At 37.4% G+C, this 17808-nt stretch carries 20 protein-coding genes; 2 read left to right on the forward strand and 18 right to left on the reverse strand.

Annotated elements, in window-relative coordinates:
* Positions 1 to 80: 80 nt before the first annotated feature.
* The 11 genes from MOO45_RS05030 to MOO45_RS05080 form a co-directional block, all read right to left on the reverse strand.
* Positions 81 to 4376, reverse strand: a complete 4296-nt coding sequence (locus tag MOO45_RS05030; protein ID WP_396022402.1) for a PolC-type DNA polymerase III — start codon at positions 4374 to 4376, stop codon at positions 81 to 83.
* A gap of 19 nt (positions 4377 to 4395) precedes the next feature.
* Entirely contained in the window at positions 4396 to 6105 is a 1710-nt protein-coding gene (locus MOO45_RS05035; RefSeq protein WP_249513855.1) for a proline--tRNA ligase, read from the reverse strand.
* A 30-nt stretch (positions 6106 to 6135) separates the two neighbouring features.
* Positions 6136 to 7407, reverse strand: a complete 1272-nt coding sequence (rseP, locus tag MOO45_RS05040; RefSeq protein ID WP_249513856.1) for an RIP metalloprotease RseP — start codon at positions 7405 to 7407, stop codon at positions 6136 to 6138.
* A 15-nt stretch (positions 7408 to 7422) separates the two neighbouring features.
* Positions 7423 to 8238 carry a phosphatidate cytidylyltransferase gene (locus tag MOO45_RS05045; RefSeq protein WP_249513857.1) on the reverse strand — a complete coding sequence of 272 codons (816 nt, stop codon included), beginning with the start codon at positions 8236 to 8238 and terminating at the stop codon, positions 7423 to 7425.
* A gap of 11 nt (positions 8239 to 8249) precedes the next feature.
* Positions 8250 to 8978, reverse strand: a complete 729-nt coding sequence (locus MOO45_RS05050; protein WP_249513858.1) for an isoprenyl transferase — start codon at positions 8976 to 8978, stop codon at positions 8250 to 8252.
* A gap of 95 nt (positions 8979 to 9073) precedes the next feature.
* Positions 9074 to 9595 (reverse strand): ribosome recycling factor, encoded by a 522-nt coding sequence (frr, locus tag MOO45_RS05055; protein WP_396022425.1) that lies wholly within the window; start codon positions 9593 to 9595, stop codon positions 9074 to 9076.
* Positions 9596 to 9632: 37 nt separating this feature from the next.
* Positions 9633 to 10355 (reverse strand): UMP kinase, encoded by a 723-nt coding sequence (gene pyrH / locus MOO45_RS05060; RefSeq protein WP_249513860.1) that lies wholly within the window; start codon positions 10353 to 10355, stop codon positions 9633 to 9635.
* A 102-nt stretch (positions 10356 to 10457) separates the two neighbouring features.
* Entirely contained in the window at positions 10458 to 11336 is an 879-nt protein-coding gene (gene tsf / locus MOO45_RS05065; RefSeq protein WP_249513861.1) for a translation elongation factor Ts, read from the reverse strand.
* Between the two features lie 77 nt (positions 11337 to 11413).
* Positions 11414 to 12187 carry a 30S ribosomal protein S2 gene (gene rpsB / locus MOO45_RS05070; RefSeq protein WP_249513862.1) on the reverse strand — a complete coding sequence of 258 codons (774 nt, stop codon included), beginning with the start codon at positions 12185 to 12187 and terminating at the stop codon, positions 11414 to 11416.
* A 124-nt stretch (positions 12188 to 12311) separates the two neighbouring features.
* Positions 12312 to 12587 carry a GIY-YIG nuclease family protein gene (locus MOO45_RS05075; protein ID WP_249513863.1) on the reverse strand — a complete coding sequence of 92 codons (276 nt, stop codon included), beginning with the start codon at positions 12585 to 12587 and terminating at the stop codon, positions 12312 to 12314.
* Positions 12584 to 13306, reverse strand: coding sequence for a tRNA1(Val) (adenine(37)-N6)-methyltransferase (locus tag MOO45_RS05080; RefSeq protein WP_249513864.1), 723 nt, complete (start codon positions 13304 to 13306; stop codon positions 12584 to 12586). Before MOO45_RS05080 ends, MOO45_RS05075 begins: the two co-directional genes overlap by 4 nt.
* 55 nt (positions 13307 to 13361) lie before the next feature.
* Here MOO45_RS05080 and MOO45_RS05085 point away from each other — a divergent pair, with 55 nt between their 5' ends.
* Positions 13362 to 13994 (forward strand): lysophospholipid acyltransferase family protein, encoded by a 633-nt coding sequence (locus MOO45_RS05085; protein WP_249513865.1) that lies wholly within the window; start codon positions 13362 to 13364, stop codon positions 13992 to 13994.
* A 160-nt stretch (positions 13995 to 14154) separates the two neighbouring features.
* On the opposite strand, the gene MOO45_RS05090 is transcribed toward MOO45_RS05085, so the two are convergent.
* Positions 14155 to 14370, reverse strand: coding sequence for a YneF family protein (locus tag MOO45_RS05090; protein ID WP_249513866.1), 216 nt, complete (start codon positions 14368 to 14370; stop codon positions 14155 to 14157).
* A gap of 66 nt (positions 14371 to 14436) precedes the next feature.
* On the reverse strand, positions 14437 to 14697 hold the full coding sequence (locus tag MOO45_RS05095) for a DUF896 domain-containing protein (RefSeq protein ID WP_249513867.1): 261 nt from the start codon (positions 14695 to 14697) through the stop codon (positions 14437 to 14439).
* A gap of 81 nt (positions 14698 to 14778) precedes the next feature.
* Here MOO45_RS05095 and lexA point away from each other — a divergent pair, with 81 nt between their 5' ends.
* Positions 14779 to 15405 (forward strand): transcriptional repressor LexA, encoded by a 627-nt coding sequence (lexA, locus tag MOO45_RS05100; RefSeq protein ID WP_249513868.1) that lies wholly within the window; start codon positions 14779 to 14781, stop codon positions 15403 to 15405.
* Positions 15406 to 15478: 73 nt separating this feature from the next.
* On the opposite strand, the gene rplS is transcribed toward lexA, so the two are convergent.
* From rplS to rpsP, 5 genes are all read right to left on the reverse strand, one after another.
* The gene (gene rplS, locus MOO45_RS05105) at positions 15479 to 15829 is read right to left on the reverse strand and encodes a 50S ribosomal protein L19 (protein ID WP_249515169.1); all 351 of its coding nucleotides are present in this window, start codon (positions 15827 to 15829) and stop codon (positions 15479 to 15481) included.
* A gap of 106 nt (positions 15830 to 15935) precedes the next feature.
* On the reverse strand, positions 15936 to 16670 hold the full coding sequence (trmD, locus tag MOO45_RS05110) for a tRNA (guanosine(37)-N1)-methyltransferase TrmD (protein WP_249513869.1): 735 nt from the start codon (positions 16668 to 16670) through the stop codon (positions 15936 to 15938).
* Positions 16660 to 17184 carry a ribosome maturation factor RimM gene (rimM, locus tag MOO45_RS05115; protein ID WP_249513870.1) on the reverse strand — a complete coding sequence of 175 codons (525 nt, stop codon included), beginning with the start codon at positions 17182 to 17184 and terminating at the stop codon, positions 16660 to 16662. The genes trmD and rimM overlap by 11 nt, the downstream gene beginning before the upstream one ends.
* A 60-nt stretch (positions 17185 to 17244) precedes the next feature.
* Positions 17245 to 17499 (reverse strand): KH domain-containing protein, encoded by a 255-nt coding sequence (locus MOO45_RS05120; RefSeq protein WP_249515170.1) that lies wholly within the window; start codon positions 17497 to 17499, stop codon positions 17245 to 17247.
* A gap of 12 nt (positions 17500 to 17511) precedes the next feature.
* Positions 17512 to 17793 carry a 30S ribosomal protein S16 gene (rpsP, locus tag MOO45_RS05125; RefSeq protein WP_249513871.1) on the reverse strand — a complete coding sequence of 94 codons (282 nt, stop codon included), beginning with the start codon at positions 17791 to 17793 and terminating at the stop codon, positions 17512 to 17514.
* Positions 17794 to 17808: the final 15 nt, after the last annotated feature.

Consider the following 17808-nt stretch of genomic DNA (forward strand, 5'->3'; position numbering starts at 1 on the left):
CACTCGTCATGTAAAATCAACTTAACAATAGTATATAACTACCAAAAAAATTTTTCAAGTCAAGCACCTCAACACATTGCTCAAAACAACGATAGTTGATTCTCATCGGGAATTCCTTCTAATACTTTATTTTCCGTTAGATAATCAATAATTGATTGTGAAACGTGACCACGCTTGGATAAATCTTCTTTTGACAAAAATGGTTGTTCTTCACGTGCCGCAACAATTTGTTTAGCAACATTCAAACCCAAACTTGGAACTGCAATAAATGGTGCAAGTAATGTGTGTGCGTCCAAAATTTTAAAATTCATCGCATCTGAGTGTTCCAAATCAACCATCTTAATATTAATATCACGTTCCAAACATTCATTGACAATCTCTAATACAGTCAATAAACTTTTGTCCTTTGCGGTTGCGTCATTGCCTTGCTCATTGATTAACTTTATCTCATTTTTGACCGCTTCTTTGCCATTAGCCATGGTTACCAAATCAAATACATCCGCCCGCACAGACAAGTACGCGCAATAATAAATAATTGGCATATGGACTTTAAAATAAGCAATCCGTAAAGCCATCATAATATAAGCTGTCGCATGGGCTTTTGGAAACATATATTTGATTTTTAAACAGGAATCAATATACCAATCGGGTACATTTTCATTATCCTGCATAACTTTTTGCCATTCATCTGGAATCCCTTTACCCTTACGAACATGTTCCATAATCTGAAACGACATCCCCGGTTCCATGCCCCAATGAATTAAGTCCATCATGATATTATCACGACAACCAATCACATCTTTTAACGTCACAATACCTTGTTGAATATATTCTTCCGCATTACCAAGCCAGACATCAGTTCCGTGTGACAAACCTGAAATTTGTAATAACTCTGCAAAAGTTGTGGGATGCGTTTCCTCCAACATACCACGGACAAATTTGGTTCCAAACTCAGGAACACCTAGGGTTCCCATTTTAGAATTAATTTGTTCAGGTGTTACTCCTAATGCTTCCGTGCCTGAAAACAAAGACATCACATCCGGATCATCTGTGGGAATTGTTTTTGGATCAATCCCCGACAAATCTTGCAACATCCGGATCATCGTTGGATCATCATGACCTAAAATATCCAGTTTCAAAATATTATCGTGAATCGAATGAAAATCAAAATGCGTTGTTTTCCAAGCTGCACTTTGGTCATCAGCCGGATATTGAATCGGCGTAAAGTCATAGATATCCATATAATCTGGCACTACAATAATGCCCGCCGGATGTTGCCCCGTCGTTCGCTTCACCCCCGTAGAACCAGCAGCTAAACGGTCCTTTTCAGCTCCCCGAAATTTTTGATCAGTTAATTCTTCAAAATTGCTGACATAGCCATACGCTGTTCGATCCGCAACAGTACCGATTGTACCCGCTCGAAAAACGTGATCTTCACCAAACAAAACTTTCGTATAATTATGCGCAATTGGTTGATAATCACCCGAAAAGTTCAAATCAATATCAGGGACTTTATCACCATTGAAACCTAGGAAAGTTTCAAAGGGGATATCGTGACCATCTTTCATCAATTCAGTTTGACACTCAGGACAAAGCCTATCTGCCAAGTCAAAACCTGAGCCAACCTCACCTTGAGTATAAAATTCCGTATATTGACAATTAGGACAACGATAATGTGGCGGCAACGGATTAACTTCCGTAATTCCTGTCATAGTAGCTACCAAACTAGAGCCCACAGAGCCCCGGGAACCAACTAAATAGCCATCTTTATTACTTTTATAAACCAATTTCTGAGCAATTAAATAGATTACCGAAAAACCATTACCAATGATACTTTTAAGTTCCTTATCCAAACGCTGTTGGACAATCTCAGGCAATGGATCACCATATAATTCGTGTGCCTTATTATAGGTTAAATCCTGAATTTCCTGTTCGGAACCCGGAATTTTCGGTGTATAAAGCTTATCCTTAACCGGTGTAATATCATCGTCTACCCAATCAGCCACAATTCGTGGATTGTCAATTACAACTTGATGTGCTGTCTGCTCACCTAAAAATTGCAAATCAGCCAACATTTCGTCGGTAGTTTTAAAATCGGCAAGTGGCAGTGTTTGCCGAGCTAATGGATTACTTTTCACAGCTTTAACAATTATTTCTCGATAAATCGCATCTTTTGCATCCAAATAATGCACATCACCACTGGCAACGACAGGTTTATCCAAATCCTGACCCAACTTCACAATATTTGCCACAATCTCTTCCAACGCTGTTTGATTATTAATCAAACCAGATTCAATTAACGGCTGATAAATAGCATGCGGCATGATTTCCAAATAATCATAAAACTGCGCTTTTTGATAAGCCTCATCATAACCCTTTTGCATCATCGCTGTGAAAACTTCGCCCGAACTACAAGCAGAACCGACTAATATTCCGTTACGATATTGATTCAAAATCCTGCGCGGAACGCGTGGCGTCCGAAAATAATATTCCGTCATCGAACTAGAGATAATTTTGAATAAATTTTTCAAGCCTGCCTGTGTTTGTGCCAATAAAATTGCGTGATAAGGCCGTGCTTGCTTGTAAGCCTCATCACCACCAATATGATCATTTAACTGCAAAACATTTGTAATTGAAAATCGCTCATTCATTTCTTTAAACAAAGCATACATCAAATAACCTGTGGTAGCCGCATCAGAATTAGCCCGATGATGATGTTCCAATTTGATATCATAACGCTTTGCTAAACTATCCAGCTTATGATTGCGGTATTCGGAATGCAACGTTCTAGACATTTCCAAAGTATCTACAACAGGCACACTGACTGGCTGATATTGACATCTGCGCCTAGCCGCATTCAAAAATCCGATATCAAAAGTAACATTGTGACCCGCTAAAATAGCACCGCCCATAAAATCATTGAACTTGTCCATTGCTTCTTGCTCAGTATTACTATTGTGAACCATGTCATCAGTTATTGATGTTAAATTAATCGTTGTAGCCGATAGTGGATGACCCGGATCAATAAATTCATCAAATTCTTGAATAATTTTACCGTCCTTCATTTTCACCGCTGCCAATTCAATAATTGAGTCATAAACAGCCGACAATCCTGTGGTTTCCACATCAAATACTACATATTCCGCATCTGCTAGATTTTCATCGCGTAAATTATAGGCAATGGGTTCACCTTCATCCACCAGGTTAGCTTCAACACCATAGATAACTTTCACACTGTATTTTTGTCCGGCTGCATAGGCATCAGGGAAGGACTGCGCCGTAGAATGGTCAGTAATGGCAATGGCTGGTTGTCCCCAATCAGCAGCGCGTTTAACCAAATCTGTTGTGGAACTAATAGCGTCCATTTGACTCATATTAGTATGCGTGTGCAATTCAATTCGCTTATCTTGAGCTTGATCTTCTCGCATCCGTTTTTTAACCACGTTTAAGTCATATGCGTTAATGGTTAATTCTCTTGTATAATTATCTTCTTGTACAGATCCTCGAACTTTTAACCAAGTGCCCTTAGCAAAATCATCAAAAACTTCAGCCGTCTCCCCATTTTTAGAAAACTTCTTGACTACAAATGATGAAGTGTAATCTGTAATTTCCAAAATTAATAACTGTCGACCAGATCGCAGGCTACGAACTTCAGAACTAAAAATATATCCTTCTACAACAACAGATTGCTGTTCTTCAGTGATTGCTTCCATGGATACAACAATAGCGTCAGCAGCAATTTTTTTACCAATTATCGGACCTGAACTGCTAGTTTGTGGGTGACTACTTTTTTTATGTGACACATTGACACTAATTTGTTGTTGCTGCTGTAACTGTTTTTGTTGCAATTGTTCCTGCTGCATTTTCGTCTGTGATTGATCAACTGCAACTTGTAATTTAAACGACGGAAAACCCATTTGCTGCAACGTTTGTGTCAAATCATTTAAATATTGTTGCGACAAATAGTCCCTCAAAATATCATTATTGATGATCAAGTTTAATTGTTGATTTTGTAATTCCAAACGCGACTGCTGCGCTAAAGTCCGCTTCATTGCCAAATTAAAGTTCTGTCGCTCCACTACCAACGGCCAATACGCAGTTAACAACTCAGAATTAACAGAAGGATTAGCTACTTGAACCTCAAAGTCAACTTGCTTAACCCCAGCAAATGCAGTTTGAAGATGCTGCTGAAAAATTTGCCAAGTTGACGCAGGTAATATCTGTGCAAAATCTAAAATAAAAGTCCATCGCTGAGATTCAGTATGGACTTCGACTTTTTTAATTTGACCTGATTGAAAAATTGGCGTTTGCTTCATCTCATCTGGCAACTGTATTTGATTTAATAAATTTTGAAACATGCCTTGCACATCTGCCATTAAACTACCTCAAATTCTTTTAATCATTATTCTGTAACAAAATTTTAATTGTTTCGCTAATATCACTCTGAGCGACTTCAACAGAGTCTTCTTGTTGTCTCAGTTTGATTTCAACAATCTGATCAGCTGCTTTTTTACCCACAGTAATTCGAACCGGGATACCAATCAAATCCGACTCGGCAAACTTAACTCCTGGTCGTTCTTTACGATCATCAACTAAAACTGACAAACCTTGCGCTGTTAAATTAGCCTCAATTTCTTCAGCTAAAGTTAATTGTTCAACTTTTTTAACATTCATTACGACCACATGAACTTGATAGGGAGCAATTTGCCAAGGCCACACCATTCCTCGCTCATCATGATGTTGTTCAACAATTGCTGACAATAAACGACTAATACCAATTCCATAGCTACCCATAATCACTGGTTGCTGCTTCCCATTTTCATCTAAGAAATGCGCACCCATACTCTCAGAATACTTTGTACCTAATTTAAAGATATGTCCGATCTCAATGCCCCGCGTAAAATGTAAAATGCCTTTATTATCAGGAGACAATTCACCTTCTTTAACTGTACGAATATCTGCATAATCCAAAACTTGGTAATCACGTTTTGGATTAACATTTTGATAATGAATTCCCCTTTGATTAGCACCAGTCACCGCATTAGTCAAATTTTGAATAGATAGATCGCCAATCATCTTGACTGCAACTTTTTGATTCAACGGGCCAATAAAGCCCGGAACACTTTGAAAAATTTGCTCTACCTGTTCATCAGTAGCAGGAGTCAATTCTACAACATGCAAAAAATTCTTCAATTTAACTTCGTTGATATCAAAATCACCGCGAATTAAAGCCAAAACTGGCTCATCATCAGCCATATAAGCGACACACTTAATAATCTCTTGAACTTTAATCTTTAAATCAGCCGCTAAATCTTTAACTTTCTTAACACTAGGACTCACATTAATTTCCTTCAAGGGCGCGAGTTCGTGTTGAGGATTAGGTTGTAATATACTTGTAGCCATCTCTAAATTAGCTGCATAATCACTGACATCCGAATAAACAATAGTATCCTCACCGACTGGGGCAATTGCATGAAACTCTTTAGACCCATTACCGCCCATTTCACCGGAATCAGCTAAAATGGCTCGATAATTCAGATCATTACGCTCAAAAATATTACGAAATGCCTGTTCAAGATAATCAAATGCAGTATCCAAATCATCATTGTTGGCTGTAAACGAATAAGCATCCAACATAATAAATTCGCGTCCACGTAACAAACCATAACGCGGTCGATTTTCATCACGATATTTGGGTTGAATTTGATAAAGAACTTGTGGCATTTTTTTATAAGAATTTAAAACATTGCGAATCAAATAAGTCATAGTTTCTTCATGCGTCGGACCCAAAATAAAGTCACGTTGATGGCGATCTTTAAATTTGAATAAATTTTGACCATAAGTATCGTAACGACCGCTTTCTTGCCACATCTCAGCAGGCAAAACCGCCGGTGCCAGCATTTCGACACTACCTATTTTGTCCAATTCTTCACGTGCAATTTGCTCAATATTACGTAAAACTCGATAAGCCAGTGGTAAATAAGCATACATCCCCGCTGACACAGGTCGAATAAAACCAGCCCGTAACATTAGTTGATGACTAATAGCCTCTGCATCACTCGGCGTTTCCTTTAAGGTCGGAATCAAAACCCGTGATTGTTTCATATAATGTATTCTCCTCTCATCCTTGTTACCCTAATGCACAAAAAATCTCATGATATCGTTCCAAGTCACCGCTACCATCAAAATTAGCAATAATCCAACGCCAACCATATTAACTACCAATTCTATTTTAGTAGAAAGCGGTTTACGACGAATAGCCTCAACAATATTTAACAGCAATTTACCGCCATCTAACGCTGGAATTGGTAATAAATTCATAATTCCCAAATTAATCGAAAGCCAACCAATGAAGACAACTACTTCTTTCCACCCCATTGCAGCAACTTGACTAGTCTGTGAATAGATAGCAACTGGACCACCTAATTGGTTCAAATTAAAACCACCTGTTACCATTTGTTTGAGGGCATTCAAAATCGTAGACACTGCCCCCACAGCTGAATTCCAACCATATTTAAAAGTTGAACCTAGACGCTGATCACGTGCCTGCATAATCCCAATTTGACCAATTGTTTGATGATTACTTTTAACTGATCGTGGCTTAATTGTCACAGAACGCGTTGAACCCGTCTTAGTTTTCACCACAATATCCGTACTCTTAGCCGGTCTTTCACTAATTGCTTTCACCAACTGTTCCCAATTATTTGTCTTCGTTTGACCAACTTGTAAAATTCGATCGCCCGTGTGTAGTTTGGCCTGAGAGGCAGGCGAATGAGCTTGAATGGTTCCTAATTGTGTCGAATTACTGGGCGCACCACCTAATAAAAAAGCACTCAACAAATAAACCAGCATACCAAAAACAATATTGTTAAAGGGACCAGCAATATTTGTGATAAATCGATGAAACAAACTGGCAGAATTAAACTGGACATCTAATGGTGCAATTTGCATCGGATTATTACTTGAATCAACTAAGATGGCATCATGATCAACATCTAAACGTTTCAAATGTTCATCATCGCTAGCTTCATAACCTTCCAAATACAATTTTTTTTCTAAATCACTTTGCACAATTTGAAAGGGAATCAGGGTAGAATTATTAGTATTCTGAGAATTATCAATTTTGACAACTTGACCAGTCTCATTTAATTTTAAACCAACAATAACCCCTGGTTTTAATTGTTCATCATCATCTTCAGCTCCCGCCAACATCACATAGCCGCCCAAAGGCAATAAACGCACCACATACAAAGTATGATTACGCGTATAAGAAACCAATTTTGGCCCCATACCAATGGAAAATTGTCGTACCAATATACCTGATTTTTTTGCGAAATAATAGTGACCAAACTCATGGACAAAAACGATAAGTCCAAAAACAATAATAAAAGTCAGAATTGCAATCAAATAATTTCCTCCAACTTACATAAAACCTAATGAATGAATTAACGGTAAAACAAACAACATACTATCAAAACGATCTAAAATTCCACCATGACCTGGCAAAATGTGTCCAGAATCTTTAACGCCATAAAATCGTTTATAAGCTGACTCAACTAAATCTCCAACTTGACCTGCCGCCGATAAGAAAATCGTAATCAAAATCAACAAAAAAACATTATGCGGAATATTAGGCACATATTGCCATTGTTGAAAAACAATCATATAAACTAATGCAAAAATTACCGCAAAAAAGACCCCGCCAATGGAACCTTCCCAAGTCTTGTTCGGACTAATAGCGGGATACAACTTGTGCCTACCAAAAATACGGCCAACAAAATATGCACCACTATCGGTAATCCACACAATAATCATTCCAAACAACAGTAACGACAAACCACCTGTATCTGCATTTCTAATTGCTGCTAGATAATGAAAACCATTACCGATATAAAACATGGATAAAATCGTCGTGCCCGCATCTTCAAAACTATAATTATTCTTTGTGATAACTGTCAAAATTAATAATAAAACTACAAATACGTACGCCAAATCCAACCTTGAAAACGCCTTAGGAAGCCAAGTCAATGCCTTTTCTGGTAATGATAATAGTAAGACACCAATTGCTCCAATTAAAAAATCGGGTGACACAATGATCCGTTTACGCATAATATAAATTTCTGATAAACCGATCACCGCCAAAATAGATGCTGCCAGATCAATCCAAAATCCCCCTGCAATCAAAATGGGGACGAAAATAATTAAAGCCACTATTGCCGTAATAATTCTAGTTTTCAACAAATAGTCTCCTAACTTTCTGATTTTAAGCCACCATAACGGCGCTCACGTTGTCCATAACTAGCCACATCACGGGCTAAACTTTGCTCATTGTAGTCGGGCCAATATTCATCAGCAAAGACCATTTCCGAATATGCCGATTCCCATAAATAAAAATTCGATAGCCGTTTTTCACCACTTGTTCGAATTAATAAATCAGGATCCTGTAATTTACCTAACTGTGCAGTTAATAAATACTGACTAAAACTTTGTTCATCCAGTTGTTCTAAAATTTCAGGCTGCCTTTGACTACGCTGTCCAATCAATTTAACTGCATTAAGAATATCACTTCTCGATCCATAATTAAAAGCAAAATTCAAAATCATCCCTTGATTGTTCGCTGTTTTTTCAATCGCCTTTTGACATACAGCCTGCGTTTTGGCTGGTAAATCTTGATGAAACCCAGTGATTAATATCCGCACTTGATTTGCCATCAAATCCGGCATAAATTTATTAAAAAAATCAACTGGTAAATTCATCAAAAATTGAACTTCTACAGAAGGCCTTTTCCAATTTTCTGTCGAAAAAGCGTATACCGTTAAAGCTGAAATCCCCAATTTACTAGCAGCCATTGCCACTGTTTTCAAATTATTCATTCCTGCACGATGTCCGGCAATCCGCGGTAATCCCTGATTTTTAGCCCAACGACCATTACCATCCATAATAATTGCCACATGCTGAGGAATTATTTGCTTGACCATTTGTAAAACTCCTAGTTAGATTTAACAAAGGGACTTGTTTGCAAAAACCAGTCCCTAGAGTTTTGATTTCTATTCAAGATTTAAACATGCTGAGATTAAACAGCAACGAGTTCCTTAGATTTATCATCAGTGATTCGTTCAATCTCTTTAATACTTTGATCAGTTACCGTTTGAATTTGCTTTTCTAAATCATGCAATTCGTCATCAGTAATTTCATGATTCTTTTGCTGCTTTTTAACATCATCCATTGATTCTCGGCGAATATTTCTGACTGCTACTTTAGCACCTTCAGAAATTTTGCCTACTTCTTTCACCAATTCTTGACGACGTTCACCAGTCAATTGCGGAATTACTAATCGAATAACACTACCATCGTTAGCAGGATTGATCCCAATGTCTGACGCCATCAGCGCTTTTTCAATATCTTTTAATGCTGACTTATCAAATGGTGTTACCAAAATAACCCGTGCTTCCGGAATACTAATCGAAGCAACTTGATTAATTGGAACTTCTGATCCGTAATACTCTACGTTAATTCCATTTAAAATACTAGCGTTGGCACGACCTGCACGAATTTGTCCCAATTCACGCTCCAATGCTGTACAACTTTTTTGCATTCGTCTTCTAGTTTCTTCAACCACTACTTGTGCCAATTTATTTGCCTCCTTGAATCGTTGTTCCTATACTTTCGCCTTGTACTACCCGAAGAATATTATCAGCTTCATTTAAATTAAATACCACTAACGGAATATCATTATCCATTGATAAAGAACTGGCTGTCGAATCCATGACACCTAATTTTTTATTAATTACTTCCAACTGAGTCAATTCCTGATATTTAACAGCTGCCGGATCTTTTTGTGGATCTGACGAATAAACGCCGTCGACACCATTTTTTGCCATTAAAATAACATCTGCACCAATTTCTGCTGCACGTAATACCGACGTAGTATCCGTAGAAAAATAAGGACTACCAGTTCCACCTGAAAAAATAACTACTCGTCCTTTTTCAAGATGCCGAATTGCTTTTCGACGGATATACGGTTCCGCAATTTGGCGCATTTCAATTGAAGTCTGAACTCTAGTAGAGACGCCAACTTTCTCTAGACCATCTTGTAAAGCCAAACCGTTCATCACCGTTGCTAACATGCCCATATAATCAGCTTGTGCACGTTCCATCCCTAATTCGGCACCAGTCTCACCGCGCCAAATATTACCACCGCCACAGACAATCGCAATTTGAACACCTAATTGCTGAACTTTTTTAATTTGATTAGCAATATTTGCAATGACAGGAGGATTAATTCCAAAACCATGTTCTCCTGCAAGTGCTTCGCCACTTAACTTTAAAACTATACGTTTATATTTGACTGACATTACTAACTCCTTAACTTTTCTTCTATGATTTATTTTACCATAATCAATGATAGATACCGCAATTTACCAAAATTTAGCCAAAAAAAAAGCGCCATGCGCTTTTTATTTGATTTGCCCCATAACTTCATCAACAAAATTATTTTCTTGTTTTTCAATTCCTTCGCCAACTTCGTAACGAACAAATGAAACCAACTTACCATTTTGAGCGTTGACAAATTGAGCAACTGTTTGATCAGGATCTTTAACAAAATCTTGATCAGCCAGACTAATTTCTGATAAATACTTATTTACCCGACCTTCAACAATCTTCGGCACAATCTTTTCAGGCTTACCTTCATTAACAGTTTCTTCAGTGAAAACCTGACGTTCATGTTCAATAACATCAGCAGGAACTTGATCACGATCTAAATATTCCGGATTAATCGCCGCAACATGCATAGCTACATCATGAGCTGTTTGATCATCGCTTCCAGCAACAACTGTTAAAGCAGCAACTTGACCGCCATTATGCAAATATGAACCAAAGTGCTCATCTGCTGCTTTTTCAACAACACTGAAACGACGAAGAGTTATTTTTTCACCAATTACAGCTGTTAAATTAGTAATAGATGCTTGAACAGTATCACCAGCGTCAACTGTCAATGTCATCGCAGCATCAATATCCTGAGGCTTATTCGTAGCGATTGCCTTGGCAATCTCAGCTACCAACGTTTTAAATTTATCATTTGAAGCAACAAAATCCGTTTCAGAATTCACTTCAATCAAAGCTGCTGTATCACCAGCAATCTCAATTGCAGCTAAACCTTCAGCGGCAATCCGATTACTCTTCTTGGCAGCCTTAGCAACACCCTTTTCACGTAATTCATCAATTGCTTTTTGCATATCACCGTCAGCAGCAACTAATGCTTTCTTAGCATCCATCATTCCAACGCTAGTTTTATCACGTAATTCTTTGACTTGAGCAGCTGTAATTTTTGTCATATATAGTTCCTCCTAATCGAACACAACAAAAACCATCTCACTAACAGCAAGATAGTTTTTACTAAATAAAATCACGATTAATTTTCTGAATTTTCGACTACTTCTTCAATGGATTCTTCCTGATCATCATTTTCTTGAACTGGTTGTTCTGGCAAATCTGTATTTTCTTCGCCCTGATGACCTTCAATAATCGCATCAGCCATTTTAGAAGTAATCAAACGAACAGCTCGAATAGCATCATCATTAGATGGAATAATCACGTCAATATCATCTGGATCAGTGTTAGTATCAACCATCGCAACAATTGGAATATTCAACTTTTGAGCTTCTTTAACAGCAATTGTCTCTTTATGAGGATCCACGATGAACATAACATCAGGAATCCGTGGCATATCTTCAATACCACCTAAGAATTTTTCTAATTTTTGTTCTTGTTTTACTAATAAAGCTGCTTCTTTTTTAGGTAAACGTTCGAATGTACCGTCTTCAGACATTTTTTTGATTTGCTTCAAACGCTTAATCCGACTTTGGATTGTATCCCAGTTAGTCAAAGTTCCACCTAACCAACGATGGTTAACATAATATTGACCAGCACGTGTGGCTTCTTCAGCAATAGATTCTTGTGCTTGTTTTTTCGTACCAACGAATAAGAAAACACCATCATCAGCAGCAACATCCTTGACAAAGTTATAAGCATCATCAATCATGTGCACTGTTTTTTGCAAGTCAATGATATAGATACCATTTCTTTGTGTGAAAATATATGGCTTCATTTTTGGATTCCAACGACGTGTTTGATGTCCGAAATGAACACCGGCTTCTAGTAATTGTTTCATTGATAAAACTGACATTAATTAACCCTCCATGGTTTTTTCCGCCGCCAACTTTTAACCGATTCATAACACCTTAATGTGCACCATTGAATCCAAAGTCAACGTGAGTATTTGATACACGAACAAATTATACTAGACTATCCTAATCATGACAACTATCTTTTACATATTGTTGAATCAACAACAATTTTTGTCTTCGAGTTAATTGCTTAATTGCCCACTCACGTTTAGAAGCTTGTGAACGATTACCAACCAGTTCTTGATACTGCAACGATACTGGTCGCCGATTTTTTGTATACTTGGCACCCTTTCCAGCATTATGCATCTTGATTCGATGAGTCACATCATTAGAAATACCTGTATACAAAGTTCCATCACTACACTGGATAATATAAACACTATAATTTTGATAGCTCATCGGGCACAAAACTTCCTGAGTTGTTCACTATAAGAGCCGTCTCGATTATACAAAATCAGTGCTGGCCAAATTTTCAAGCCATTAGTCCGACGTGTCTTACGACATTTGATTAAAACTAAATTAGCCACATCATCAACATGTGGATATACAAACAACAATTCTTTAACCGGTAAATTATATTGTTGTAAAACTTGCATCAATTCAATTAAACGGTCTGGCCGATACACCAAATAAAGTGAACCATTATCTTTCAAAAGTTTACTGGCAATTTGCGCCAATAATTCTTGTGAAAAGAAAAGTTCATGTCTTGCAATATTATGTGACCGAGAACTTCCTAATGTAGGCGTATCCTTAGCAGCGAAATAAGGTGGGTTACAGCTAATAATATTCAAACTATCATGTGATAAATATTGTAAAGCATCTTGAATATTAATATTCAACAACTGGACTTTTTCCTGCAACTGATTATCTTCAATAGACTTTCGCGCTAAACGTGCTAAGGAAGTTTGTAATTCCAATAAGTAAGTCGTCACCTGAAATTTTTGAGCTAAGCATAAGCCAATAATCCCACTACCACTACACAAATCTGCTAAAGTCTGTCCCTTCTTAACCTTAATCCAATTTGCTAATAAAACAGAATCAATTGAACTACGGTATAATTCAGTATCTTGCCACAATTTTAGGTCAAATCCAGGGACTAGTTCTAAAGTTTTTGTCATCCACAGTTTCCTTTTTGTTATAATAAAAATCGAAATTAAAATTTGAGGTAAAAAAATGTTTTACAAAATGATGGTAAAAATTGTTCAGTTTGTAATCTGGATAATTAATGGTAATGTCAAATATGAAGGTCTAGAACACTTACCAAAAAATGAATCCTATATTATGGTAGCACCACATCGCACCTGGTGGGAACCCCTATTATTTGCCTTGGCAGTTAAACCTACACCGTGTGCGTTCATGGCAAAAAAAGAACTCTTTAAAAATCCAATTATAGCTTTTATTATAAAGCATTCTAATGCTTTTCCCGTTGATCGTCAGCATCCTGGACCTTCAACTGTGAAAGTACCAGTTAAGGATTTGAACAAACGTAATTTGAGTTTAATCATGTTTCCTTCCGGCACACGCTATTCCAGCCAGTTAAAAGGTGGAGCAGTTCTTATTGCTAAATTATCCAAGAAACCATTAGTCCCTGTTGTTTACCAAGGACCGTTAACTTTCAGTGGATTTTTAAAACGCAAACGTAGTGTCATTAAATTCGGTGAACCTATTTTCATTGAAAGAAGTATGAAAGTTGATGAAACAAACACTGAGATGATTAATCAAAAAATGAGTTCTGCTTGGCAAGCAATTGATCATTCTATTAATCCTGATTTTCAATACATCCCACAAAGCAAAAATAAAAAATGATCACAGTTTAGATTGTGGTCATTTTTTATTTTTTAAAATTGCGATAGCTTCGTGCGTATACTATCACCACCAGCATCCTGTACTAATTTCAGAACTAGATGCCATAAATTACTAAAAAATCATAAAGAATTACCAAACGGCCGCTCCTTTATGATTTAATTTATTTTTTAGATTGATTTTTCATCATTTGCATCATCTGATTTAATTTCTTTTGCGAAGGCTTTTGACCCATTTGCGCCATCATTTGTCGCATCATATCAGGTGAAATTGGCGGATTATCTTGCAGGTACTTTTTCATATACGCACGTGCACCAAAAAATCCTCCAACTAAACCAACGATTAACATTACTATTCCAACTAGAATTGTAATTCCCATTATCCATCCACCTTTAACTTGATCAGAATTGTTACTATCAATTATAACATAGATAATATTACTATTTTAATCTTCCCGCCAGCCTTTGTCATGCTGAATTTTGCGAACTTTAGAAGAAGTCACTTCGTTACCCTTTTTATCATACAATTTAGTATGCTCAATTCGATCCCTTAAACCTGAACGAAAATTAGCTAAATATTCTTTTCTTAATGCTGCTTGCTCTTTTTCTTCAGCTTCATCTAAGCCGGTTGCTTTTTGCTTGTTTGCTAAAATATTAATCCGTTGTACCAATTCTTCTTGCTTCTTATTTTCATTCAATTCCGTCATATTATTCTCCTCAACGAACGCCTGTTTGAAACTTAGACAAACATATGCTAATCTTAATTTAAACTTACTAGGAGTATCGCTATGAGTCAACCAATCAGTGACAAACAATTGGAAATTTTACAATTTATTTATGATCAACAACAAGAACACGGTTATCCTCCCACTGTTCGTGAAATTTGCCAAGCTGTTGATTTATCATCAACTTCCACAGTTCACGGGCATCTGGAACGTTTACAACGACGTGGTTTATTAGAACGCAATCCGACTAAGCCGCGTGCTTTAGAATTAACCGACGCCGCTTTAGATAAATTATCAATCCCTGTTACCAAAATTCCCGTGATCGGTACGGTAACCGCGGGACGGCCTTTACTTGCGATTGAGCAAACTCAAGACGAATATTTTCCATTACCACCCAACTTGGTAAATGAATCACAGCCTTTATTTATGTTAACAATCCATGGGACCAGTATGCAAAATGTTGGCATTTTAGACGGTGATCAAGTTATTGTGCGCCAACAAAATACCGCTCATAATGGTGAAATCGTTATTGCGATGAACGAAGATAATGAGGCAACCTGTAAAAGATTTTATCGTGAAGAGCATCAATTTCGTTTACAACCTGAAAATGATACCTTTGCCCCAATTTATTTAGATCAAGTAACAATTTTGGGTAAAGTGGTAGGACTGTATCGCTCAGATATTTTCTAAAGTTTCACTTTAATTTATGGTAAAGAAAAACTTCTTGTCTAAACAAGAAGTTTTTTTGTACAATTATTTAATTTTAACGACGCTTTTCAGCAATACGTGCAGCTTTACCATGACGAGAACGTAGGTAATATAATTTAGCACGACGTACACGACCTTGGCGAAGAACTTCAATTTTAGCAACCCGTGGTGAATGTAATGGGAAAGTCCGTTCCACACCGATACCATTACTAATCTTACGGACAGTATAAGTAGCACTAATGCCACTACCACGACGCTTGATAACAACACCTTCAAATAACTGAATCCGTTCGCGTGAACCTTCAACAACTTTAACAGATACTCGTAATGTATCACCAGCACGAAAATCAGGAATATCATCACGCAATTGGGATTTTGTTACAACATCAATCAATGGACTTTTCATACCCATTTTAAATCTCTCCTTTATACTAATACTCTTGCAATTAAAAACATCACAGCGGAATATTGTTGTCGTGTTTAATACACAACAAACAGTCTACCACAAATTTTTATTTTTGACGAGGCTGATTCAATTTTTCTAAAAATTGCTGATCCTCAGAGGACAGAGCCGCTTGTGCCAACAAATCAGGCCGTTGTAACCAAGTTCGTTTCAAGGCTTGTTCATGGCGCCATTGTGCAATTTTTTGGTGATTACCGCTTAACAACACATCTGGCACCTTCATTCCTCGATATTCTGCCGGTCTGGTATATTGCGGATATTCCAACAAATCCTGTGCAAATGAATCGCTATAGGCTGATTGACCATTGCCTAAAACACCAGGAATAAACCGAGCGGTTGCATCAATCATCATCATCGCGGCCATTTCTCCGCCTGTTAACACAAAATCACCAATCGAAACTCGATCAGTTGCCAATTGTTCAATTCGATAATCAAAACCTTCATAATGACCGCATAGGAAAACTAAATGCTGTTCTTGAGCTAATTCCTGCGCTAATTGTTGATCAAAACGCTGCCCCGCAGGATCTAATAAAATAACCCTTTTTGGTCCTGCATCATCTTGATTAATTGCGTCCACCGCTCGATAAAATGGTTGCGGTTGCAGTAACATTCCTGCCCCCCCGCCGTATGGGGTATCGTCAACATGATGATGCTTATCGTTTGAATACTGCCGAAAATCACAGATATTAATCTGCAGCAAGTTTTTTTCCTGAGCCTTGCCGAGCATTGATTCGTTCAAAGCTTGAAACATGTTGGGAAACAAAGTTAAAATATCAATTTTCATCAATCAATCCCTCTGGCAAACGAACTCGGGCTTGTTGTGTAGATAAATCAACGCCCAACAAGACGTCAGATAAAATAGGAATCAATATTTCACCATACTTGTTCCCCTGCACGGTCCACACATCATTAGGCCCTAAATCCCAAATATCACTAACCGTTCCTAATAACCCACGTTGTTGATCCAAAACCTGAATCCCCATAATATCTTTATAGTAATATTGACCTTCAGGAAGCGTTGGCAGCTGTTGCACACTAATCCATAGATCATGATTTTTAAATGTTTGAGCCACATCAATATCCAAAATTTCTGCAAATTGTACCAACAAAAAATTCTGGTGTTTGCGCGCCGATTGCACCGTCACCGCTTGATAAACTTCCTGATTTTGTACAAACAGTGTTTTACCTCTAACAAATCGCTGCTCAGCAAAATCTGTCAATGGTTGAACTTTTAATTCACCCTTTAACCCATGTGTATTAACAATTTTTCCTACTTTCAGATAGGCGGGTTTTTCCATTTGTAACTCCCTCGATTAAAAAAGCGTCTGTAAAGCCTTCAGGCTACAGCCGCTAAAATCCTATTCCACCGTCATGGGCACAATATTTAATTTAATTCGTTGTTCATTCTTATGATTTTGTGCATATACAACTGTCCGAATAGCTTGCGCCACACGCCCCTGTTTGCCAATAACGCGACCAGCATCTGTGGCACTTAAATACAAATCATAGACCAAACAATCATCTTCTTGTTTAGAATCCACCTTAATTTGTTCTTTATCATCAGCTAAGGGCATCACAATTGTCTTAATCAAGTTAACAATATCTACTTCCATCACTAATTAGAACTACTTTGCCTTTTTATTAGCTAATTTTAGTTCATGATATTGCTTCATAATACCTTGTTTTTGCAAAATATTGCGAACAGTATCCGACGGTTGTGCACCCTTTTGTAACCAATCTAAAACTAAATCAGCATCTAATTTTAAATCTTCTTTGTGTAACGGATTGTAATGACCCACTTGTTCAATAAAACGACCATCACGTGGTGCCCGTGAATCAGCGACCACAATACGGTAAAAAGGACGACGCTTACTACCCATCCGGTGCATCCGAATTTTAACTGACATATTGTAATTCCTCCA

Source organism: Bombilactobacillus folatiphilus (genome assembly GCF_023380265.1).
Lineage (GTDB): Bacteria > Bacillota > Bacilli > Lactobacillales > Lactobacillaceae > Bombilactobacillus > Bombilactobacillus folatiphilus.